The 21488-nt window shown below is 64.1% G+C and carries 22 protein-coding genes; 3 read left to right on the top strand and 19 right to left on the bottom strand.

What is annotated here, in order from left to right; translation table 11 throughout:
* Positions 1-10: 10 nt before the first annotated feature.
* The 12 genes from EJ073_RS15575 to EJ073_RS15520 form a co-directional block, all read right to left on the bottom strand.
* Positions 11-1090, bottom strand: coding sequence for an amino acid ABC transporter permease (locus tag EJ073_RS15575; RefSeq protein ID WP_126056518.1), 1080 nt, complete (start codon positions 1088-1090; stop codon positions 11-13).
* Positions 1091-1093: 3 nt separating this feature from the next.
* A complete protein-coding gene (locus tag EJ073_RS15570; RefSeq protein WP_126056517.1) occupies positions 1094-2257 on the bottom strand; it encodes an ABC transporter permease subunit in 1164 nt (387 codons plus the stop codon).
* Positions 2258-2334: 77 nt separating this feature from the next.
* On the bottom strand, positions 2335-3369 hold the full coding sequence (locus EJ073_RS15565) for an amino acid ABC transporter substrate-binding protein (RefSeq protein WP_126056516.1): 1035 nt from the start codon (positions 3367-3369) through the stop codon (positions 2335-2337).
* Positions 3370-3457: 88 nt separating this feature from the next.
* Positions 3458-4405 (bottom strand): LysR substrate-binding domain-containing protein, encoded by a 948-nt coding sequence (locus EJ073_RS15560; RefSeq protein WP_126056515.1) that lies wholly within the window; start codon positions 4403-4405, stop codon positions 3458-3460.
* An 84-nt stretch (positions 4406-4489) separates the two neighbouring features.
* Positions 4490-5239: an SDR family oxidoreductase gene (locus EJ073_RS15555; protein ID WP_126056514.1), complete on the bottom strand. Its 750-nt coding sequence runs from the start codon at positions 5237-5239 to the stop codon at positions 4490-4492.
* 1 nt (position 5240) lies between these two features.
* On the bottom strand, positions 5241-5963 hold the full coding sequence (locus EJ073_RS15550; RefSeq protein ID WP_126056513.1) for an SDR family oxidoreductase: 723 nt from the start codon (positions 5961-5963) through the stop codon (positions 5241-5243).
* Positions 5964-5989: 26 nt separating this feature from the next.
* Positions 5990-6229, bottom strand: coding sequence for a hypothetical protein (locus EJ073_RS15545; RefSeq protein ID WP_126056512.1), 240 nt, complete (start codon positions 6227-6229; stop codon positions 5990-5992).
* A 15-nt stretch (positions 6230-6244) separates the two neighbouring features.
* Positions 6245-7033, bottom strand: coding sequence for a FadR/GntR family transcriptional regulator (locus EJ073_RS15540; protein WP_189375068.1), 789 nt, complete (start codon positions 7031-7033; stop codon positions 6245-6247).
* 50 nt (positions 7034-7083) lie between these two features.
* Entirely contained in the window at positions 7084-7431 is a 348-nt protein-coding gene (locus EJ073_RS15535; protein ID WP_126056510.1) for a RidA family protein, read from the bottom strand.
* Positions 7432-7444: 13 nt separating this feature from the next.
* Positions 7445-8251 (bottom strand): SDR family oxidoreductase, encoded by an 807-nt coding sequence (locus tag EJ073_RS15530; RefSeq protein WP_126056509.1) that lies wholly within the window; start codon positions 8249-8251, stop codon positions 7445-7447.
* A complete protein-coding gene (locus tag EJ073_RS15525) occupies positions 8244-9056 on the bottom strand; it encodes a shikimate dehydrogenase (RefSeq protein WP_126056508.1) in 813 nt (270 codons plus the stop codon). The genes EJ073_RS15530 and EJ073_RS15525 overlap by 8 nt, the downstream gene beginning before the upstream one ends.
* A gap of 4 nt (positions 9057-9060) precedes the next feature.
* Positions 9061-9951 carry a 2-hydroxy-3-oxopropionate reductase gene (locus EJ073_RS15520; RefSeq protein ID WP_126056507.1) on the bottom strand — a complete coding sequence of 297 codons (891 nt, stop codon included), beginning with the start codon at positions 9949-9951 and terminating at the stop codon, positions 9061-9063.
* Positions 9952-10060: 109 nt separating this feature from the next.
* On the opposite strand from EJ073_RS15520, the gene EJ073_RS15515 reads away from it, so the two are divergent.
* Both EJ073_RS15515 and EJ073_RS15510 read left to right on the top strand, forming a co-directional pair.
* Positions 10061-10825, top strand: a complete 765-nt coding sequence (locus EJ073_RS15515; protein ID WP_126056506.1) for an aldolase/citrate lyase family protein — start codon at positions 10061-10063, stop codon at positions 10823-10825.
* An 8-nt stretch (positions 10826-10833) separates the two neighbouring features.
* Positions 10834-12051, top strand: a complete 1218-nt coding sequence (locus tag EJ073_RS15510; protein ID WP_126056505.1) for an FAD-dependent oxidoreductase — start codon at positions 10834-10836, stop codon at positions 12049-12051.
* 88 nt (positions 12052-12139) lie between these two features.
* Here EJ073_RS15510 and EJ073_RS15505 read toward each other — a convergent pair whose 3' ends face one another.
* From EJ073_RS15505 to EJ073_RS15495, 3 genes are all read right to left on the bottom strand, one after another.
* A complete protein-coding gene (locus EJ073_RS15505) occupies positions 12140-15679 on the bottom strand; it encodes a CHASE domain-containing protein (RefSeq protein WP_189347356.1) in 3540 nt (1179 codons plus the stop codon).
* 310 nt (positions 15680-15989) lie between these two features.
* Positions 15990-16742: a GGDEF domain-containing protein gene (locus EJ073_RS15500; protein ID WP_126056503.1), complete on the bottom strand. Its 753-nt coding sequence runs from the start codon at positions 16740-16742 to the stop codon at positions 15990-15992.
* A 213-nt stretch (positions 16743-16955) separates the two neighbouring features.
* Positions 16956-17600: a thermonuclease family protein gene (locus EJ073_RS15495; RefSeq protein WP_245455645.1), complete on the bottom strand. Its 645-nt coding sequence runs from the start codon at positions 17598-17600 to the stop codon at positions 16956-16958.
* 294 nt (positions 17601-17894) lie between these two features.
* Here EJ073_RS15495 and EJ073_RS15490 point away from each other — a divergent pair, with 294 nt between their 5' ends.
* Positions 17895-18431 carry a hypothetical protein gene (locus EJ073_RS15490; RefSeq protein WP_126056501.1) on the top strand — a complete coding sequence of 179 codons (537 nt, stop codon included), beginning with the start codon at positions 17895-17897 and terminating at the stop codon, positions 18429-18431.
* Between the two features lie 36 nt (positions 18432-18467).
* On the opposite strand, the gene EJ073_RS15485 is transcribed toward EJ073_RS15490, so the two are convergent.
* The 4 genes from EJ073_RS15485 to EJ073_RS15470 form a co-directional block, all read right to left on the bottom strand.
* Positions 18468-19025, bottom strand: a complete 558-nt coding sequence (locus EJ073_RS15485; protein WP_245455643.1) for a hypothetical protein — start codon at positions 19023-19025, stop codon at positions 18468-18470.
* Between the two features lie 2 nt (positions 19026-19027).
* The gene (locus tag EJ073_RS15480; RefSeq protein ID WP_245455642.1) at positions 19028-19558 is read right to left on the bottom strand and encodes a L,D-transpeptidase; all 531 of its coding nucleotides are present in this window, start codon (positions 19556-19558) and stop codon (positions 19028-19030) included.
* 142 nt (positions 19559-19700) lie between these two features.
* Positions 19701-20864 (bottom strand): AAA family ATPase, encoded by a 1164-nt coding sequence (locus tag EJ073_RS15475; RefSeq protein ID WP_126056498.1) that lies wholly within the window; start codon positions 20862-20864, stop codon positions 19701-19703.
* Positions 20861-21487: a TadE/TadG family type IV pilus assembly protein gene (locus EJ073_RS15470; RefSeq protein ID WP_126056497.1), complete on the bottom strand. Its 627-nt coding sequence runs from the start codon at positions 21485-21487 to the stop codon at positions 20861-20863. The genes EJ073_RS15475 and EJ073_RS15470 overlap by 4 nt, the downstream gene beginning before the upstream one ends.
* Position 21488 lies beyond the last annotated feature (1 nt).

Here is a 21488-nt window from a genome sequence, read left to right as displayed (position 1 = left end):
GCGGGCCTCCCTAGCGTTCGCCGACCGACATGCGGCGCTCGAGAAAGGCGCCGTAGCGGGACAGGCTGAAAACGAAGACGAAGTAGATGAAGGCGATGAAGGCGTAGACCTCGACATAGGCGAAGCGCCACTCGCCGGTTCCGTAGGCGGCGTTGCCCGACGCCAGGATCTCGAAGAAGCCGACAATGACCACCAGCGAGGTCTCCTTGAACGAGATGACGAACTGGTTGATCGTGGCCGGCAGCGCGTTGCGCATGGCCTGCGGCAGAAGGATGCGGCCGATGCGCTGCCAATAGCTCATGCCGAGTGCCATGGCGGCCTCTTCCTGTCCGTTGGGAACGCCCTGCAGGCCGCCTCTGACGATCTCCGCCTGGTAGGCGGAGAAGAACAGGGCCGAGCCCAGGATTACCCGGTACAGCTTGTCGCCCGCCAGCCACTGCGGCAGCGCGAACGGCAGGACGATTGCGAAGGTGAAGAGGATCGAGATCAGCGGCAGCGAGCGGACCGAGTCGATGATGATGCCGGTGGTCCGCGATATCCACGGCAGTTCCGACCGGCGCAGCAAGGCCAGGCAGATCGCCAGCGGGAAGCCGATCAGGCAGGTGGTCACGAAGATGAAGAGGGTCAGCGCCAGCCCGCCCCATGCTTCCTCGCCGACATAGGCGAGGCCAAGTACCCCGCCCTTCATCAGCATGTAATAGAGGGCCGTTCCGGCGCCCCAGACCAGCGCGATGCGGCGCCCGGTCCAGAAGGCCGGCATGCAGCTCAGAACCGTCATCACCACCACGGCGACGCAGGCGAGCGCCGAGCGCCATTGCTCCTCAAAAGGATAAAGGCCGAACAGGATGATCCGCCATCTTGCGGCGATGACCGACCAGCAGGCTCCCGCCGCCGCCTGGCAGGCTTCAGGGCCGCCGCTTGTCGTGAAAACAGCTGAGAAGATCGCCCAGTTGAGCAACTTCCAGGCAAGGAAGACCATTACCGCCAGGGAGATCAACGACAGCAGCGCCTGAACTGGCGTCGCAAAGAAGCGCCGCTTCAGGTCCTCGATCCTCCTGGGAGCAGGTGGCGCGACAAAGACCATTTCCATCTCTCACCCCCTCAGTTGATTGCCCTTGAGGGCAATAGCCTTGTTGATGCGGTTGAACACTGCGGCGAGGCTGAGGTTGATGGTCAGGAAGCCCGCCATCAAAATACCGATCGCCTCAAGCGTCTGGCCGGAATGGTTGATGGTCAGCGCCACGATCATGAAGAAGTCGGTGAAGCCGACTGCGATGCCCATCGTCGTCGCCTTGATCAGCCAGACATACTGGTTGGCGAGGATCGGCAGCATGGCGCGCAGAGCAAGCGGCAGCTTGACCAGCGTGAAGACCCGCCATGGGCTGAGCCCCAGCGAGAGTGCCGCCTCCACCTGGCCCTTGCCGACCGCCTTGAAGCCGCCGCGGACGATCTCGGCGATGTAGGAGCCGCCATAGATGGCGATGGCGACCGCGAGCGCGGAAAACTCTGGTGGGATGCGCAGGCCGCCCCTTAGGTTGAGGCCTTGCAGGGCAGGGAAGTCGAGCAGCGGCGCATCTGGCAGACGACCGACGATCAGGATGAGGACCGCGCAGGCAAGCGCCGTTGCCATGCCGGCGAGCTGGATGGTCCGGCGCTCGCCGACCGGTTGGCTGAGCCGCGATGTCCGGCCAAGCCAGACCGGCAGCACGACAGCGGCGATCACCGACAAAATGGCCAGCGCCATTGCCACGCCGCCGACATTGGGAGCAGGGAGGTAGAGCCCGCGGCTGGTCAGCAGCATGCCCCAGGCTTCGTGCGCGGCGCGCGGCGTCGGCAGGTGCGTGATGATCGCGTACCAGAAGAAGACCTGGAGGATCAGCGGGATGTTGCGGAAGACATCGACATAGGTTCGGCCGAGCAGCCGCGCCAATTCGTTGGAGGACGTCCGCGCCAGGCCGACGATCGTCCCGACGACCGTTGCCAGCAGCAGTCCGACGCTGCCCAGGAACAGGGTGTTGACGATGCCGATGAGGAAGAACCACCAGTAGGGGTCGTTGGCTGTGACGGGCAGGAGCGAGAAGTTCACGTCCCAGCCCGTCGATTTGTACAAGAAGTCGAATCCCGAAGTGATCCCTTGTTCAGCGAGGTTGCGCCGCGCGATCATCACGCCGGCAAGCACAAGTGCTACAAGCGAGCCGACATAGAGAACCTGCAACAAAACGTTGCGGACCCTCTGATTTCTCAGCAGGCTGACCATTTGCCAATCTCCCGAATTGCCGCCGGTTCCACCCGGCAAGACCGGGCGGAACTCAGAGCGGGACGCGTTAAGAACGGTCAGTCGATGACCAGCGGGAACAGGACGCCGCCATTGTTCCAGAGGTTGGTCAGGTCACGATCCATCTTGTAGGGCGACTCCTTGCCGAGATCGCGATCGAAGATCTCCGCATAGTTTCCGACCTTCTTGATGACGTTGTAGGCCCAGTCGTCGGGAAGCCCGAGACCCTTGCCCATGCCCGGTGCCGCACCCAGAAACTTCGCGACTGCCGGCGAGGTGGGCTTGGCCTTGATCTCGTCGACATTCTTCGACGTGATGCCTTCCTGCTCGGCGAAGAGCAGGGCGGTGAGCGTCCAGTTGGCGACGTCGACCCAGTTATCGTCTCCCTGACGCACGATCATGACTTCGGGTTCGACCGCAAGCACGTCGGGCAGGATCACGTGATCGTCGACCTTGCCCTTGGCCACGCGCGCGATTGCAAGGACCGGCCCCCACTGGGCGTACATGTCGCAGCGACCCGAGAAGTATGCCTGCTCGAGCTCTTCCGTCTTTTCGATGACGACCGGTTCCAGCTTGATCCCGACCTTCTGCGCATAGGCGGCGACCTGCTGCTCGATGGTCGTGCCGGCGGGAATGCAGATCGTGCCACCATCGGCGTCCTTGAGCGACTTGAGGTTGAGCTCCTTGTGCGCCATCACCTTGGTCGTGCCCAGATAATAGGACATGGAGAACTGCAGGCCGAGCTCGGTGTCGCGGCTGAGCGTGCCGCCCGAGGCCTTGATGATAATGTCGACATCGCCCGATTGCAGCGACGGCCAGCGCTGGGCCCAGCTGATCGGAACGACCTTCAGTTTTGCCGGGTCGCCGAACACAGCCGTGGCCACCGCCCGGCAGAGGTCGATGTCCATGCCCTTCCAGTTGCCCTTGTCGTCGACCTCGGCGAAGCCGAGATAGGAGCCGTCATGGCCGGTGCAGTTGAGCAAGCCGCGTGCCTTGACGGTTTCGAGCGTCTTGCCGCCCGCGGCCTCGGCCGGCGCCGCGAAATGAACCAGGCCAACGGCCAGGGCCGCAGCCCCCCATTGCATCATTTTCATGGTGTTGTCTCCACTGTTGAGGTTGTTCAGTTTCTTGTTTTTGTTGGAGTCCGAAACAGCGTTCGGAACTCGGTCGCGAAGCCGCTTCCTAGTCGGAAAGCGGGGTCGGTTTCGGCAAGGAAATCTTGAGGTCGCTTCGCCAGTCCTGCTGCGCCAGCCATCGGTGCAGCGCGGCCACAGCCTTCACACGCAGATGCCCGCGCGGGACGACAAGGTAGAAGCCGGGGACTTCCTCCGGCTTCATGTCGGCAATGGCGTCGCGGCCGATCGGCGCAACGAGCGCGCCCGACCGGAAGTCTTCCTCGGCGTCGATGACGGAAACCAGGCCCACGCCGATGCCTTGCAAGGCCGCCCGGCGCATGGTTGCCGCATCGTCGAAGCTGATGCTGCGGTCACCATCTGTCAGCTCCACCCCCAGGTGCCGCAATATATCCGGCCACAGGCGCTTCGACTTGACGGTGTCGAGCAGCGTGAACTTCGTCAGGTCGTGCGCCGACTTGATCTTCTCGCCGATCGCCGGCGTGCAGCAGATGATCTTCGGGTCCGGCACCAGCAGCGTCGTGTCGTAGTCGGGCCAGCTGCCGTAACCCCACTGCACTGTCATATCGATGTCGTCGCGCCCGAAATCCGGCAGGTCGACCATCGTCGTCAGGCGCAGGTCGGCGCCCGGCAGGATCTCGCGGAACAGCGAAAGCCTGGGCAGCAGATAGTGGGTGGCGAAATACGGGCTCGCATTCAGGTTGATGCGATCCCGGTAGTTCGACTTGGTGACGCGGCGGACGCCTTCCGAGAACTCGTCGAAGCCGGCCTTGACGTAATGCGACAGCAGGATCGCCGATTCCGTCAGTTCGATCGATCGGCCCTTGCGCTCGAACAGCGTCACCTGCAGCGTGTCTTCCAGGAGCTTGATCTGTTGGCCGACCGCCTGCGGCGTCACCAGCAGTTCGTCGGCCGCCTGCCGGAAGCTCTTGTGCTGCGCGACGGCATGGAAGACCCTGAGCGCATTGAGCGAGGGAAGGCGAAGCTTGCCGGTCATCGTGAATTCCGCCTCCTCTTTGCTTGGGCTCCGTCGATCATGCACTGCTGTATTTTCCGCCGCCGGCGGCTGCGGAATGTCGCCTCATGCGTAGATATAACCACCTGAAACGATTACGTTTTCGCCGGTCATGTAGGTATTCTTGGGGCCGCCGGTCATCAGCACCCACTCGGCGATCTCGGTGGGCTCGGCGCCGCGGCCGAGCGGGCTTGCCTTGGCCAGTTCCTCGAGGAAGCCGAGGGCTTTTGCCTTCTCCGTCGCCATGCCGGCCGGCGCCACCGAATTCACCAGGATGCCGTCCTTGGCGACGTGATGGGCGAAGGACCGCGTCAGGCTGACGACGGCAGCCTTGGTCGCCGCATAATGGGCGTTCTGCGGATGCGCCTTGAACGCATCCACCGAGGTCAGGTTGACGATCCGCCCGCGCACTTGCGCTTTCGGCTCCTGCGACTGCATGTGGCGGACGGCCTCCGCCATCATGTGGTAGGTGCCCTTGATGTTGATGCCATTGGAGGCGTCCCACTCCGCGTCGGTGATCTCGAGCAGTGGGCGGCGCGGGTAGATCGCGGCGCAGTTGATCAGCGTGTCGACGCGCCCGAGCTTCGAGACGATGGCCTCGAAAGCGGCGTGGCACTGCGGGCCGACCTGGATGTCGCAGGTCGCAGACGCGGTCGGCAGGCCCTTGGCCTTGGCCGGCTCCAGCGCGCTCTCGGCCGCGTCCTGGTTGATGTCGATGATGCCGATCTTTGCCGCCCCGGCCTCCACGGCCATCCGTGCCAAAAGCGCGCCGAGGCCGGCGCCGCCACCAACGATGAGAACGGAAAGGTCTTTCATCCTATTTTCCTTGCTTGCTGCCGCTTGGGCTGGTCGGCCGGGTCGGCATGATGTCGAAGCGGGTTACGTCGGCCCATGCGGGCAGGCCGAGCAGCGTGACGACCATGCTCGCTACGTCGTCCGGCTGCACGGCGACGTTCCCGGCGTACATGGCGGCCCGGGCCTCCGCGTCGAGTATGTCCTTGTAGAGCTGCGTCTCGACGCGGCCGGGCACGATTTCGGTGACACGTATGCCGTGAGGGGAGAGGTCGGCGCGCAGCGCGGCGGCAAAGCCGGCTATCGCCGCCTTGGTGGCAGAATAGACGGCGACGTTCGGAAACGCCGCATGGCCGGCGGAAGACCCGGTGAACAGAATGTGCCCCGACTGCCGCTCGCGCATCTGCGGCACGACGAGGCGGGTGAGCAGGATTGCCGAGCTAACGTTGACCTCGAGCGCGGTGTCGATGTCGGCGATCTTCATGTCGGCGAAATTGCCGAGCGGCGGCATGATCCCGGCATTGTTGATCAGCACGTCGATGGTGAGATCGGCCACGACCGATTCCAGCGCCTCGCGGTCCGTAACGTCGACGGCGATCGGCACGATGCCCGGCCGCTCGGCCTGCAACTCCTTGAGCGCGGCCTGGCTGCGCCCGACGGCATAGACGTCGTAACCCGCGTCGCTCAACGCGACCGCGATGGCCCGCCCTATGCCGCTCGTCGCACCTGTGATGAAGGCTGTCGTCACGTGGGCTTTCCCCGATTGCCTGGCTTTCACTGTGCGGCTTTGACCGGTGCCGCGAAACCAAGAAAACCAGCAAAAAGGAAAGATAAACTTTCGAAGGCCTTTTTGGCGGCTGGAATATTCCAATGCGCTTGCGCAGCCGCGAAACCCGCAAACCCAGGCAAAGTAAGGCTTTCAGCGCGTGAACCTGGGCTTTCGGCCGCCGATCGAGCAAAAACATGGCTTTCGTGAACGCCCGGCCGGCCCTGCTCGGCGAACGCGCGCCGCATCGAAGGTGGCGAAGCCTATCCGGCCGTCGGCACGGGCTTGTTCTTCTCGGTGAACAGCGCCGCCGCCGCCGCCTTCTGCTCGGCGTCGGTCGCCTCGACGCCCGAGGCCCGGGCGAGCGCGCGCACCCGGCCGAGACTGTTGTGCAGGTGCTTGCGCATGGCCTGGCGGGCGGCGCGGCCGTCCTGCCTTTCGATGGCATCGACGATTGCCTTGTGCTCGCTGTGGATGCGCGCGTAGTAGCTGTCCTTGAGCGCGGGTTCGACCACATAGCCGAGTTGGAAGCGCGGCACGATCATCGGCCGGAGATAGACCAGGAAGCCGTGGATGAATTCGTTGCGCGCGGCCTTGGCGATCGCCAGGTGGAAATCATAGTCGTAGTGGATCTGGACGACGGCGGGATCCGCCTGCTGGGCGTCGACCTGCTCCATTACGGCCCGGATCGCGCCCGCCTCTGCTTCGCTCCGCCGTTCCGCGCAGAGCCCGGCGGACTCGACCTCGACGCTCAGCCTGAGTTCCAGCAGGGCGATGGTCTCCGGCAAGGTCCTCAGCGCCTCGTCCGGTATCGAGAAATTGCGCGGCGCCGGCGTCTCGCTGACGAACATGCCGCGTCCCTGCTGCGGCACCACCATGCCGTCGGAACGCAATCGCGCCACCGCTTCCCGCACCACGGTGCGGCTGACGTCGTATGCCGCGCACAGCTCCGCCTCGGTCGGCAGCTGCGCGCCGGGAGGCAGCCGGCCGGAACGGATCTTCTCGGACAGGCTCTCGGCCACGACGGTGGACAGCGGCTTGCGCTTCGTCATCAGTCTCCCTCTCGCCCGATTCGGGATGATGCCCGAACCGGCAGAACCATTCAAACCGCCGCGGTGACGATCAGCTCGACCAGCATGCCGGGCTTCGCCATCCGGCCCTCGCCGGAAGAGCGCGCCGGCGCGTGTTGCTTCGGCATCCAGGCGTCCCAGACCGTGTTGACCTCGTCGAAGTCTCTGATGTCGTCGAGCCACATCTGGACGTGAAGGATGCGGTTCTTGTCCGTGCCGGCCTTGGCAAGCAGCGCATCGATCTTGCCGAGCACCTCGTGCATCTGGTCGGCCGCGGACTGGCCGGGTTGGGCGACCTGGCCGATGAGATAGAGCGTGCCGTTGTGGATGACACCGTGGTGGATGCGGGTGTCGAAGTCAAAGCGCTGGATATCGCCCACTGGATCGTCCTTGTCAGATTGCCGGCGTCTGCCGGATCGGGTTGCCTTGCAGATATTGCGCGTAGGGCGCCTGAACGAGCCAGCCGGCGTCGACGGGCAGGGTGACGCCGGTGATCGACGCGGCGCGCTCGGAGCAGAGGAACAGCGCGGCCTCGGCGACATCGCGCGGCTCGACGAAGCGGCGCAGCGCGGTGGTGGCCTGTATGGCTTCCGGGTTGCGCTCACCCTTGGCGATCTTCGCTTTCAGCCCGTCCGAAAGCGTGTAGCCCGGCGCCAACGCATTGACGCGAACGCCGTGCGGGCCGAGTTCGGCCGCAAGGATCTGCGTCAGCGCCAGCACCGCATGCTTTCCGGGTGTGTAGGCCGGCAGTGACAGCGGCGCGAAGGAGGCGAGCGAGCCGACATTGAGGATCGCGCCGCGCCCGGCGGCCGACATCAGCCGGCCGAATGCTTGGCAGCCAAGCAGCGTGCCGCGATAGTTGATCCGCCACATCTTCTCGTCCTCGTCCAGGTCCTGGTCGAGCACGTGCTTGCCGCTCTGCAGGACGCCGGCGCAGTTGACGACGACATGCGGCGTGCCGAGCACCCCCACGACGGCTTGCGCCAGCGCCTCGACGGAGGCGGGATTGCCGACGTCGGTCTGGACAAACAGGGCACGCGGCGCGCCCGCCGTCTCGCAGGCGAGAGCCGTCTCCTTGCCTCGTTCGGAGTCCCTGCCGGCGACGACCACCTGATAGCTGTCCTCGGCGAAGCGCAGGGCGATCGCGCGCCCAATGCCGGAAGTGCCGCCGATGATGACGGCGGTCAAAGCCTCAGCCATGATGGCGTTCCTTGCGCTCGATATCGAAGAATTCCGCCATGGCTTCCACCTGGAAATCCATCATCGGGCGTCCGGGCTGGATGCGGCAGCCGATCTCCTTCGCCGCCTTGAGCAGCGCCGTCTCGGCCGGCTCCATGATAATGTCGACCACCGTCATCTCCGGAGTCAGCTTGCTAACATCCAGCGGCAACGGATCGCTCGCTTTCAGCCCGGACGGCGTCGCGTTGATCGCCATGTCCATGCCTGACGGATCGGGCTCGCCAACCTCGATGCGGCAGTTCGGAAACGCCCTGCCGACCAGCGCGGCGAGTTTCCCGGCGCGATCCGTGTCGATGTCGGCCAGCCGGATCTCCGCCGCGCCTTCCTCGGCCAGGCAGTAGGTCAGCGATGCCCCGGCGCCGCCGGCGCCGACCTGCAGTATGCGCCGGCCGGCAATCGGATGCCCGCCTGCCTTCAGCCCGTCGATGAAGCCGACGCCGTCGAAATTTTCGGCGTACCAGCTTCCATCCGGCAGCCTGCGCACGGAATTGGCGCTCTGCACCCGCGCGGCGCGATCGTGAGCAGCACTGCATTTGTGGTAGACCGGGACCTTGTACGGCACCGAGATGATCACGCCGCGAATGTTCTCGGCCGCAGTTATGCCGGCCCAGAAGGTGTCGAAATCCTCCGGGCGGCAGCTCAGCGGCACCATCAGGCTATCGAGCCCTTTCTGCTCGAATATCTCGTTGAACATGCCGGGGCTCTTCGCATGGCCCACGGGATGGGCCAGCATGACGAAGACGTCGGCCTTGCCGGTACCGCGCATTGGTTCATTCCTTTCCGTTTGACAGTTCATGGGCGCTGAGGATCTCGAGCGCCTTGACGAGGGACGAGTGGTCGGCTTCGGCGCCGCCTGTCCGGGCCGAGCAGGCATTCATCAGCTGTTGCGCCGTGGCCGTGCTCGGCAGCGCCACGCCGAGCGCGCGGGCGCTTTCGAGCGCAAGGTTGAGATCCTTCTGGTGCAGCCGGATGCGGAAGCCCGGCGCGAAAGTCCGCGCGATCATGCGCTCGCCATGCACTTCGAGCACGCGAGACGAGGCGAAGCCACCCATCAGCGCGCCGCGCACCTTGGCCGGATCGCAGCCGGCCTTGCTGGCGAAGACCAGCGCCTCGGCCACCGCCTCGATGTTGAGCGCGACGATGATCTGGTTGGCGATCTTGCAGGTCTGGCCGGCGCCGTTCTTTTCGCCGATCAAGGTGGTGTTCTTGCCGAGCTTCTCGAAGATCGGCAGCGCCCGCTCGAACTCGGCGGCCGGCCCGCCGACCATGATGGTGAGGCTCGCCGCCCTGGCGCCGACCTCGCCGCCCGAGACCGGAGCGTCGAGATAGCCGGCTCCGGCCTCTCGAATCCTTGCCGCGAATTCCGCCGTGGCGATCGGACTGATCGAGCTCATGTCGATGACCAGCTTGCCGGCCGACAGTCCCTCCAGCGCGCCGTTCTGTCCGAGCAGGACGCGCTCCACGTCCGGCGTGTCGGGCAGCATGGTGATGACGATTTCGGATGCTCGGGCAACCTCGGCAGGGGAGGCAACAACCGACGCTTGCAGATCTTTCGGGAGAGGAGAGCGGTTCAGAACCGTGACGATCTCGTATCCGGCATCGGCGAGATGTCGCGCCATCGGTGCTCCCATGACGCCAAGCCCGATAAAGCCAATTTTCATGTGCCAACTCCTGTGCGGCGTCTAAGCGTCTTGCAGCCCAAGCGAGGCGTATGATATAGGACATCATACAAATTTCAATGCACCTTCTTCTCATGGGAGACGATCGCAAATGCAGGAGCGCGTCAATTCGCTGAAGGCCGCCATTTCTGCCGGCCGAGCCCATATCGGCATCTGGTGCTCGCTGGCTTCCGCCCTCACCACCGAGATCGTCGCCGGCTCCGGAGCCGGCTGGGTCCTGGTCGACGGCGAGCACAGTCCCAACCATCTGCGCAGCATCATGGCGCAGCTTCAGGTGATGGGCGGCTTCGACAGCGAGGCGGTCGTGCGGCTACCCTCCGACGACGCCAGCCTGATCAAGCAGGCAATGGATATCGGCGGCCGCAGCCTGATGATCCCGAACGTACGGACAGCGGATCAGGCGCGTTCCATCGTCGCGGCGATGACCTATGCCCCGGGCGGCTTCCGTGGTTTTTCGGTCGGCCACCGCGCCAACGCCTTCGGCCGCATCGCCGGCTATCATGCCAAAGCGCGGGAACAGCAGCTTCTCGCCGTGCAGATCGAGGACGAAACCGGCGTCGCCAATGCCGCCGCGATCGCAGCCGTGGATGGCGTGGACGTCCTTTTCGTCGGCCCCGGCGACCTCTCGACCAACATGGACGCGATGGGCAATCCTAATGCCTCCCATGTCCAGGAGGCGATCGCCTCCGTGCGCAGGTCCGCCACCGCGGCGGGCAAGGCCAGCGGCATCCTGGCGCCGGTGAAGGCCGACGCCGACCGCTATTTGACAGATGGCTTCACCATGGTCGCCGTCGGTTCTGACCTTAGCCTGCTGGCACGGGGCTCGGATGCCCTGATCGCCTCGTTCAACCACTAGGAAAAGTCATGGCGATCCCCCCTTACAAAGCGCCATCGCGCACCGCCTACGACATCGTCATCGTCGGCGGCGCGGTCATCGGTTCGTCGACGGCCTACTGGCTGACCCAGGCGCTGGGCAATGGCGCCTCGATCCTCGTGGTCGAGCGCGACTCGAGCTACGAATTCTCCTCGACGGCGCTCTCCACCAGCGCCATCCGCCAGCAATATTCCAATCCGATCAACGTCAAGATCAGCCAGTTCGGCATCGAGATCATCCGCGGCTTCCAGGAGCGCATGGCGCCCTTCTACAAGGACGAGCCGGCGCCCGACCTCGGCTTTCGCGAGCACGGCTATCTCTACTGCTGCTCGCCCGAAGGCGTGGACGCGGCGCGCGAGCGCGTCGACCTGCAGCGCAGTCTCGGCGCCCACACCGTCTTCCTCGAGCCAGGTCCGCTGAAGGAGCGTTTTCCCTGGCTCAATGTCGAGGATCTCGGCGGCGGCTCCTGGGGCTCGCGGGAAGAGGGCTGGTTCGATTCCATGGGCATGATGAACGGCTTCCGCCGCGCCGCTCGCGCCAGCGGCGTCGAATACATCGACAACGCCGTGACCGGACTGGATCTCGCCGATGGGCGGGTTGTTTCAGTCCGTCTCGCGACAGGTCAGACGGTCGCCTGTGGAACCCTGGTCAACGCCGCCGGTCCGCGCGCGCAGCAGGTCGCGGCGATGGCTGGCCTGTCGATCCCGGTGGCGCCCTACAAACGCTACAGCTTCGTCTTCGCCAGCGCCAATCCGATCCCGGGTCGCATGCCCAATGTCATCGACCTCTCCGGCACCTTCGTGCGTCCGGAAGGCGAACTCTTTCTCACCGGCAACACGCCGCAGGGCGACGGACCGGCCGACTACGACGACTTCGAAATGCACTTCGAGGAGTTCGACGACCATATCTGGCCGGCGCTGTGGCACCGCATTCCGGCTTTCGACGCGCTGAAGGTCCAGACCAGCTGGACCGGTCACTACGAATACAACATGCTCGACCACAACGGCATTGTCGGCTTCCATCCGGAGGTGAGGAACTTCATGTTCGCCAACGGCTTCTCCGGGCACGGCCTGCAGCAATCGCCAGCCGTCGGCCGAGCGGTGTCGGAGCTGATCGTTCACGGCGCCTTCCAGACGCTCGATCTGTCGCCATTCTGCTACGAGCGCATATCGCGCAACGAGCCTTTTCTGGAGGAAGCGGTGATCTGAGTCCGGCTCCGACGCGCGGGCCATGATGAAGATCATAGCGATGCTGACCATCAGGAGGCGCGCCTGGCCCGAATGACGGACCAGACTGTCAGGCAGCGGATTTGAGCGCCGCTATCTTGTGCAGAACGGCGTCACGCGCGCGCTCGAAACGTTGCAGGGCGGGCATCAGGTCGGCGCCGGCGATGCACGATGTCTCGATGTCGCGGCACAAATTGGACAGGGCTTCAAAACCGAGCATGCCCGACGACGAGACCAGTGAGTGTGCGTCGCGTTGGACGACGTCGCGATCGATCGCCTCAGGCGAGATCGAAACGAGCCGGGTCCTGAGCACGTCGGCCAGCTTGTCGAGCAGCTTGTCCACTCTGTTCTTGCCGAGCACCGTCTCGAGATTTCCGAAGACATCGGCATTGAAGTCCCGGCCGCCGTCTGCGGCCGGACCCGGTTCGCCGGCGTTTCGATCCGGCCCGCGGCCGGTGTTGCGGACGATTGCCGCCAGCAATTCGGCCTGCTTGAAAGGCTTCCCGACATGGTCGGTCATGCCGGCGGCCTGCAACTCGGCGAGTTGGAACGGCAGCACGTTGGCGGTCAACGCGACGATCGGGATATCCCGCGCCGGGGAATTGAGCGCCCGGATATGCCGGGTTGCGCTGAGCCCGTCCATGACCGGCATCTGAACGTCCATCAGCACGACGTCATAGGTCCGGTTCTGCACCGCCGCGATGGCCTCCGTGCCGTCGACCGCGATGTCGACTTCGTGTCCGCGGGATCGAAGTACCGCGCAAGCGATGTCACGGTTGATCTCCATGTCCTCAACCAGCAGGATCCGGGCAGGCGCCGTCGTCTGGTTCATCGCCTCGACAAATCGGGAGGGTTCCGCTTCCGAGCCGGCCTCGGCAAGCGCGACTTCGAACCAGAACAGCGAACCTTCGCCGGCCGTGCTTTCAACGCCGATCCGCCCACCCATCAGTTCGACGAGGCGCTTCGAGATCGCCAGTCCGAGACCGCTGCCTCCAAATTCGCGACGGATCGATCCGTCAACCTGCGAGAAGCGCTGGAACAGACGATCGCGCTGTTCGGACGAGATGCCGATGCCGGTGTCGCGGACGGCAAAGCGCAGCCCGACCGGTCCGGCGCCGGAATCGCCGATGCGGTCGACGGCCAGGGTGACACTTCCCGTGGCGGTGAACTTCACGCCATTGTTCAGAAGATTGAGTAGAACCTGTCTCAGCCTGTCCTGATCGCCAATCAGGCGGGGCGGCAAGGTCGGGTCGACCTTCCGGACCAATGCAAGACCCTTGCGTGCGGCGACGCCGCCGACGATCGAGAGCACATTGTCGATCAAGGCGCCGAGCGCAAACGGATGAGCGTCGATTTCGATCTGACCGGCTTCGATCCTGGAGAAGTCGAGAATATCGTTGACGACGGTAAGCAGCGCCGCGGCCGACGTGCCGATGCGCTCGGCATAGCGCCTGTTTTGTTCCGACAGTTCGTTGGAGGAAAGCAGCAGGTCGCCATAGCCGATTACACCGTTGAGCGGCGTGCGGATTTCATGGCTCATGGTCGCGAGGAAGGCCGTCTTGGCTTCACTCGCCTGCTCGGCGTTCATCTTGGCGATTTCCGCTTCGGCCTTGGCAAGCTTGAGTTCCTCGGCTCTCTGCTCCTGAAGCGTGACGTCGCGCTCGGTGACGACCAACTCGGCGGGGCTTCCCGTCCGGTCGCGCACCAGCTGCAGGGTGATTTCCGCCTGCACCCAGTCGTCGTCCTTGCGGTGCAGCGTGAACACGCCTTTCGATTCGTCGATTTCGCCGCGCGCCAGCTTCGCATACTCGGCCTGGAGACGAGATCGCTGCTTTGGGTGGACATCCGAAAACGCATTTGAATTTAGAAGTTCCTCGGCCGTGTAGCCGAGAAGCCGCATGCAGGCAGGCGAGGTGTAGAGCCGCGTTCCGTCGAAGGCGACGCGGCTGATCATGTCCGAGGTATTTTCCGCCAGGAGGCGATAGAGCGCTTCCCGCTCGGCCAGTTCGCTCGTCTTTCGATCGACGAGTACCTTGATCGTTTCGGCACGGCGGGCGAACAAGGACAGCAGGAGGCCGAACAGGGCGGTGAAGACGATGCCGCTCGCGAGCACGAGGAGCGGCTCCCGGCTGGCGACGCTTTGCTCGAACGCGGGCGTGCTGTGCCACGAAAGTGTCCAACGCTGCTGCATCACGTCGACCTGCTTTCGTATCGAAAACGCCGGCGCGGACGCGGACTGGTTGGGCTCACCACTCTGGTAGATCAATGCATCGGCGTTCTCGCCGTCGCCGTCATAGACCTGCAATGTCAGCGAACGGTCTTCGCTCGTCGTCAGCCCGCTCATGAATTTCTGCGCGACGAAGGGCGCATAAATCCAACCGGTCAGGGCCGCGCGTCGCTCGTCGACCGAACCAAGCGGCACGTTCTTGCGGTACATGGGATGGAGCAGGATGAAGCCGTTGCTCTTTGTCTGGTCCTGCACCAGCACGATGCGCTTGGTGATGGCCGGCTTGCCGGTATCTCGCGAGAGAGTCGCGCCCTCCAGGCGATTGCTCTCGAACGCGATGTTGAGCCCAAGCGCCGGACGGTTCGGTGCCAGCGGCTCGATATAGGTGATGATAAAGCGAGGTTCGCCGGGAACGTCGGGGTGGATCGTGAATTGCGGCTGCGCCATCTGCGCCCGTAAAAGGAAGTCCGATATCTTTTCCGCCGGAACGTTTTCGATGTAGCCGATGCCGTTGACGCCGGGCATGCTGCGCTTGAGGTCGAGGACATCGACATAGGAGCGCCACTCTTCGGCACTCACGGAGTTCGATCCTTCGAAGAAGCCGACGCCGCCAAGCAAGGCCTGATCGTAGGACGCCAGGCGGTGCATCAGCGCCTGCTCGTTTTCGATCGCCATGGAGGCGAAAATCGCGCTGTTGCGATCGTAGATGAACTGGTTGCTTGCCTTCCAGCCGTAGAACGTCAGGCCGAGGGGCAAAAGCAGCGTAAGGATCGCGGCAATCGGCAATGCGCCCAGCGGTGTGCCGCGCCAGCTGAGCTGGCGCTTGGCGCCGGGGGCAATGAGCACGATTGGCAAAAAAATGACGATGCCAAGCACATCGCCGCTCCACCATGTGAGCCAGTTGTGCGCCACGCCCGCGGGAGGAACAACGCCGGCGACGTACAGGGAGGTCACGCCAACCGAGGGCGCGACGATGCAGCTGAACGGAGCGGCGGCAAGGAACAGCGCGATGATATCGCGCATGCCCCTGAGATTGATCGGTATCCCGACCACGCGACCGACAAGCCACCGCGCGACCAGGGCCTGCGCGGTCGAGCCGCCAGCAATCGCGGCGGCAACGGCGAGCTTGTCGAGCGCCCAGCCGGTTTCAGCTGAATAGCCGCCGCCGATAGCGGCATTGAGCACGAGCGATCCGACGAAGATCCCCGGCCACAATGAACGCCCGTAGGCGAGCAATGCCCCGACGGCGATGCCGGATGCCGGCCAGATGATTGTCGCGTAGCCGGGCGGCACGGCCAGAAGCAGCCCAAGCTGGCCGGTCAGGTAATACAGAGCCGCAACCGCGACGATCTTGGCCAGCGCGTGCGACAGCGGGCGTTGCATAGGGTGAAGAATCATCACCAAACGCGACATGGTTCGCTCACGAACACCGAGATTGCCCCGACATCCGGCAGGGCGTGACGAAGTGATTCGCTCATTCCTGCGACAGCACGCACATTCGTAAGCCAACCCGACGAGGATCAGAATTCGGCAGATCGCTGCTTCGATCCCGCCGAGATTGCGCCGAACGAGTCAACGCCCGATTAATGCTGCGACTGTCTTTGCCAAAGGCAGAGCAGAGACGCTGATATGCTTCAGAGCCGCTCTCGTTGCATCTGTCCGCTCGTGTTCGGCCGCACTGCCGTGTCGACGCCTAGCTGCTCAGGTGCGAAAATTCCAGACGATCCTGTGCGGCCGACAGGCGTTCTTCCGCCGATCGGAACATGTCCTCGAAGGCAAGCTCGTGCTCGAAGATGACGCCGCCGACCTGAACGGCGAGCACGTCCTCCGTTCCCTTGGGCGCGAAATAGACGTCGCGCACCCGCGCCTTGATGCGTTCGCCGATATCCTTGGCGTCCTTTTCGCTCGCGCCGGGCAGAAAGACGCCGAACATCGAGGTACCAATGCGGCCGACGAGATCCTCCTTACGAACCGATGACTGGATGGTCGAGGCGATGAGCCGCAGCGCCTCGTCGCCCCACTCCAGGCCGAAGCGCAGGTTGAGGGATTTGAGATGCTCGGGATGGATGACCAGGAAAGCGCCGGAGCGCGGCCCGTCCTCGGACGGTTTCGCGGCCCGTCGGTCCACCATCGACGTGAAGACTGGTCCATTCAGGCAGCCGGTCAGCCTGTCATAAGTCGCCGACCGGTTGAGCTCTTGCCGATAGCGGCGGATCTCGGCCTGCTTCGAGCCGAGCAGCAGGAACAGCGGCAGGCCGATGGCAACCGGTACAAGCGTTGCCGTGATCACGCTGCGCGCGAACGGCGTCAGCGCCTCGCTGAACAAAAGCAGGTAGTTGAGGCCGAGCGAGAGGATGAGGCAGGCGGCCGTCCCCAGCACCGTCAGCCACGCGACATCTTTCCAGGCTTGTGCAGGGGGGTCGCTGTCGGTTTGGTCACTGGCCAATCTCCTGTCCGATGCGCTGGCATAAGGCCGGTGTGTTGCAATTTCGGTTTCGACGATCCGTACAATTTGATCGATGGTGCGGAAAGACCGATCAAACCGGCCCGCGCCAAGAAAACTGCGCCGCAAGGGTTAACAAAACAAATATCGAAGGCGGCTGTTGGCGCAGGCCTGGCGGGCAGCCTAAGGTGAACGGGCCCTGGTTACACTGGCAAACTAGCGAGGCGGTCCGAATATGCCCATCTCGGCATTTCTGGCCGTTGCCTCGGCCTTGCCGTAGATACCGCCGGGCAGCGCCATCGCCCAGCCATTGGAGACGAGCCAGGCGCCGACATCCTGACTGCCGAGCTTGCAGGGCGCGGCAATCGTGAAGCGGTCGACATCGGGCGGCACCAAGCATTTCAGCGCCCGCCCGCGCAGCCAGGCATTGAAGGCCGCCCGCGCGCGCTGGCCGCACGGCCAGGCGGCTTCGTGAAAGGAACAGCTCCTGTCGGGGTCGATGCCGAGGGTGCCGCTGATCGCCACCGTTCGCCCCATCGCCTCGAAGGTCGCCGACGAGGTGGCGATCGGGCGATAGAGCCGCGTCTCGCGCCAATCGTCCGGCATCGGCGTCTTCGGCCAGTATGCGAGACCGAGTTCGCCAAGTGGCGGACGGGGCTCGACCCGCTCGAACCGGGATGCTTCGAGCTGCGGTGGCGCGATAAGCTCCTGGGCGATCTTGCGTGCAGGTTGCCGCGGTCCGGCATCGAACACAGGCAATGCCGTTGGCAGCGGCTGATTTCTGACGACGTTCAATGCCGGCGTGGCCCGGTTGACCCCGATCAAAGCGCCGGCGTGAAGGATCAGCAGGACTCCGGCCACGAGCTCGACACTCCCTAACGCGATCGCCAGGCGAGACCTTCCCACAGGGACGCCGCCGCTCATCGGCGATGTCCCGGAGCTTGCTGTCGAACAGAAGGCCGACTTGGCAAACTGCTTGAGCGCACCCTTTCAACCCCCGATGAAACGGCTCCGGCCGCCTGAACCCGCGTTTGCGTCCCAGCGGCCCAGCATAGCACGGGTAAGAAGGATGCCGAAGCAAGCGGCTTGTTAAGCTTCGTTAAGGCTTGCGCAATCTCTATTGCCTATTCTGGCCTCGGAATTGTCGAGGACGACATGAAGCGCAAACCGATACTGCTCTTTGCATTTCCGGCCCTCATGCTGCTCATCCTGGCGGCTGAGCGAGCGGCGACATTCCTGCTCGGCGCCTATCCCGCCAGTCCGACGATATGGCGGGTCTGGCTGGAGCTGCGGCCCTTGGCGACGATGTTCTGGCAGCAGGTCGACCTCTATCTCGGCGCTTCGATCGCGCTTGACGCCGCCATCCTCGCCGCTGCCGCGATCGCCTGCTGGATGGCGTGCCAGGCGAAGGCATCGGCCGCCTTCTTCCTGGCCAACCATATCGCCATTCTATTCGCTGGGCTGATGATCGCCGCCGGCAGCCATTCGGAGACGGCGAGCACGATTGCCGCCTTCACCGCGCCCAGCGGCATCCCATTCTCGCTGGCGATCGATTTCACCATGAAGAACAGCCTGGTGCTGATCCTTGGCACTGCGGCGTGCGCCTATTGCCACGTCGCCTTCCTCAGCGAAGCGCGGCAGCGCGCTGAAACACGCGCGATCCGTATTCTCGCGCTGCAGCGGGACTTCTAGACCTGCTGCCTCAATCGCCCGGAACGCCCGGCAACCTCAGTTGATTTTCCGGTAGTAGACCTTGCCGTCCGCCTGCTGGATACGCTGGTAGGCAGGGTTCGGGGCAGGCGGCGCTGCTCGCTTCCTAGGCTGTGGCATTTCGACCGACCCTGGGTTCGCCATGTTTTCGGCGACGGCCGGCGTCTCCGCCTCGCTGCTGGTGGGGGCTACTGCCGGCTCCGGAGCGCTGGCCATAGGTTCGTCGGCGATGGAAGGCCGGCTCTGCCCCAACCGGGCGATACCGCCGTTGACCTCGTTGAACTTCGCCTGCAACTGGTCGTCGAGCTTTTCGAACCGGCTCTGGAAACCGTTGTTGACGGTATCGAGCCGGGCGCTAATGCGTTGCTCGAACTGACCGAGCTGCTCCAGCCGCGCTTCCACGCTGCGCAGGTCGCTGATGCCGCGGTAGAGGTAGACGGCTGCGGTCAGGTTCACCAGCGTGACCAGCGCGGCGCCCGCCACGACAACGCCGATCGTGCCTTTGCGGCTGGGTTTGCCGACGGCGGCTTCCTGAGCGCCGAGCTCGATTGCCGGAATGTCCGGGTCCCTGATCATAGTCATTCCACCACCACCTTTGCGCCCACCGCGACGCGTTTGAAGAGATCGATCACGTCGGTATTGGTCAGGCGAAAGCAGCCCGACGTGCCGTCGAAACCGACACCCTTGGGATCGTTGGTGCCATGTATGCGATAGAGCGTGTCACGTCCGCCGCGTGAAAGATAGAGCGCGCGCGCGCCGAGAGGGTTGTAGGGCCCGGCGGGCACCATCGCCGGCAGCTCGGGCTGGCGGGCGCGCATCTCCTTGGGCGGCCGCCATTCCGGCCATTCGGTCTTGGCCCCGACCTCGACCGTCCCGGTCCAGCCGAAGCCGTCGCGGCCGACGCTGATCTGGTAGCGCAGCGCCTGGCCCCGGTTCGTCACCAGATAGAGCGCCTTCTCGTCCTTGCGGATGATGATCGTGCCGGTCTGTTCGCTGGTCTGGAAGGCGACCGCCTTGCGCAGGCTTGGCCCCATGGCCGGCAGCGGCGGCCGGTCGGCAAGCGCGGACCTGGCCCCGGCCGGCGGCAGGCTCGACGCCAGCGCTGTCACCGCGATGCACGCGCAAGCGAGGGCACGGATAATTTGCCACCTGGAGCGGTTCAGCGTTTCATGGAAACGCAGACCCGCCCCGGGCATCTGTCTTGACGCAATTCCGGACGGAAAACCGCTGCGCACTTTTCCTGGAACTGCTCTAGCGACTGGCATCGCTGAGCCGCTCCTTGAACATCAGCTTCAGGTCCTTGTTGAAGCGCGCCCGCCCGTCGACTTCGGAGGGCAGAATGGCGCGATTCAGCGCGTCGGTCAAAAGCGCGTTGTCGAGCGCCACCGACTTGATGTGCGGCGCCTTGAAGATCTTCTCCAGCTCGCTGCGCGAGAAGTGGTTGCCGAACCATTTGCGCTTGTGCTTGTTGGCCACCAGCGTGATGTTCACCTGGTTGCCGCGCAGCTCGCGGATCTTCTTGTAGAGTCGCTTGCCTTGCCTGAGCGAGGCGACGTTGAGCTCGAAGACGATGAAGATCTCGTCGCTCGTCTGCAGCACGGAATTGTGCCAGGGCGTCTCGATGTTAGGCAGGTCGATGACGATGTCGTCGAACCGGTAGGCGACGAGGTCGAGCAGCCGGAAAACGAAATCGGCGCCATGCGGCTCAAAGGGCAGCTGCGGCCGCTCGAAGGAGTAGAGCGTGAGCCCCGACGGGCGCGACAGCTTGATCACGTCCATCAATTCGACATCGAGGCGCTCCGGCTGGCCGATGATGCCCGAAAGGTCGAACTGGTTGAACTGGTTGAGATAGGCGCCGCAATTGGCGCTTTGGAAATCGAGATCGACCAGGCAGGTCGAGGCCGCGCGCTCGGTCGACTTGCCCGCCAGGTATTCCGCCGCCGATAGCGCGAGCGTGGTGGCGCCGGCGCCGCCGCTGGCGGCGATGAAGGTGATGATGCGGCTCTTGGTGCCCTGGTTGCCGGTGTCGTGGAAGGTGACGGCGTTGAGCAGCTCCTTGGCATCGAGCGGCTTGTGCAGCCAGTCCGAAGCGTTCATGCGCACGAGCACGCGCGTCTGCTCCGACGCCAACTCATCGGAAATCGCGATCAGCGGCACCGACGCCCATTTGGAGCGCGCCTCGACGATGCCCGGCTGGCCGAGCAGCTCGCCATTGCCAAGGTCGAGGATGACGATACCCGGCCGGGTATCCGCAGGCGGCCCCTTGAGGAAGTCGGCTGTCTCCGAGACCTGCACGTCATAGATCGCCAGCGCATCGAGCCTGGTCGCGACATCGCGCTTGAACTGCGGATCGGACGAGAACAGGGCGACCTGCTTGCGTCTGGTCGGAAGGACCTTGGTGTTGATAGCGTTCATGGCGAGGTACTCTTCAAATCTTCGCCCGTGACCGTGCTGAGCATGGAGGGCATGGTCATATTTCCGAACCCGAGCAGTCCGCCCAGGAAGAAGAACTGGTAGGTCATGTTCTGCAGGCTGACAGAGATTGTCGGCACCGGGCCGGCCGCCCGTGTCTGGTAGCCAAGCCCGGTAGCGGTATAACGGACGACCACATTAGCTGGTTGCAGCAAGGGATCGAAGTCGCACATTCCGGGACGACTGCCGGCTACAGGCCCACATTGTCCGTCATCACCAGCATAGATCGTGTTGAAATTTGAGGCAGACCAAACTCCAACGACGCAATATGCGCCTGTGCAATTGCAGGTCGATGTAGCACCGTTGCAGACATAGTCAAACGAGCCTGCGGCCACGGGAGCTCCCGGGGTGGCGGTTGGGCCGGCCGTATCAATCTCCGGGGCAATCGGAGTGGAAATAGAGGCCAGTCTGGCACCGACCTGAACTGCTTTGGTCGCCGCGTTCCATTGATAAAGAGCGTAGCCGAAATCGATGAAGCCAAGGACGAGCATAAATAGCAGCGTCGAGACGATGGCCATTTCCACCATCGTTGCTCCGTCCTCGGATCTTGCGAAAAGCCTGATCATG

Source organism: Mesorhizobium sp. M4B.F.Ca.ET.058.02.1.1, assembly GCF_003952505.1.
Classification (GTDB): Bacteria; Pseudomonadota; Alphaproteobacteria; order Rhizobiales; family Rhizobiaceae; genus Mesorhizobium.
Note: the sequence above shows the minus strand (reverse complement) of the source record. Positions and strands in the feature narration are given on the sequence as shown.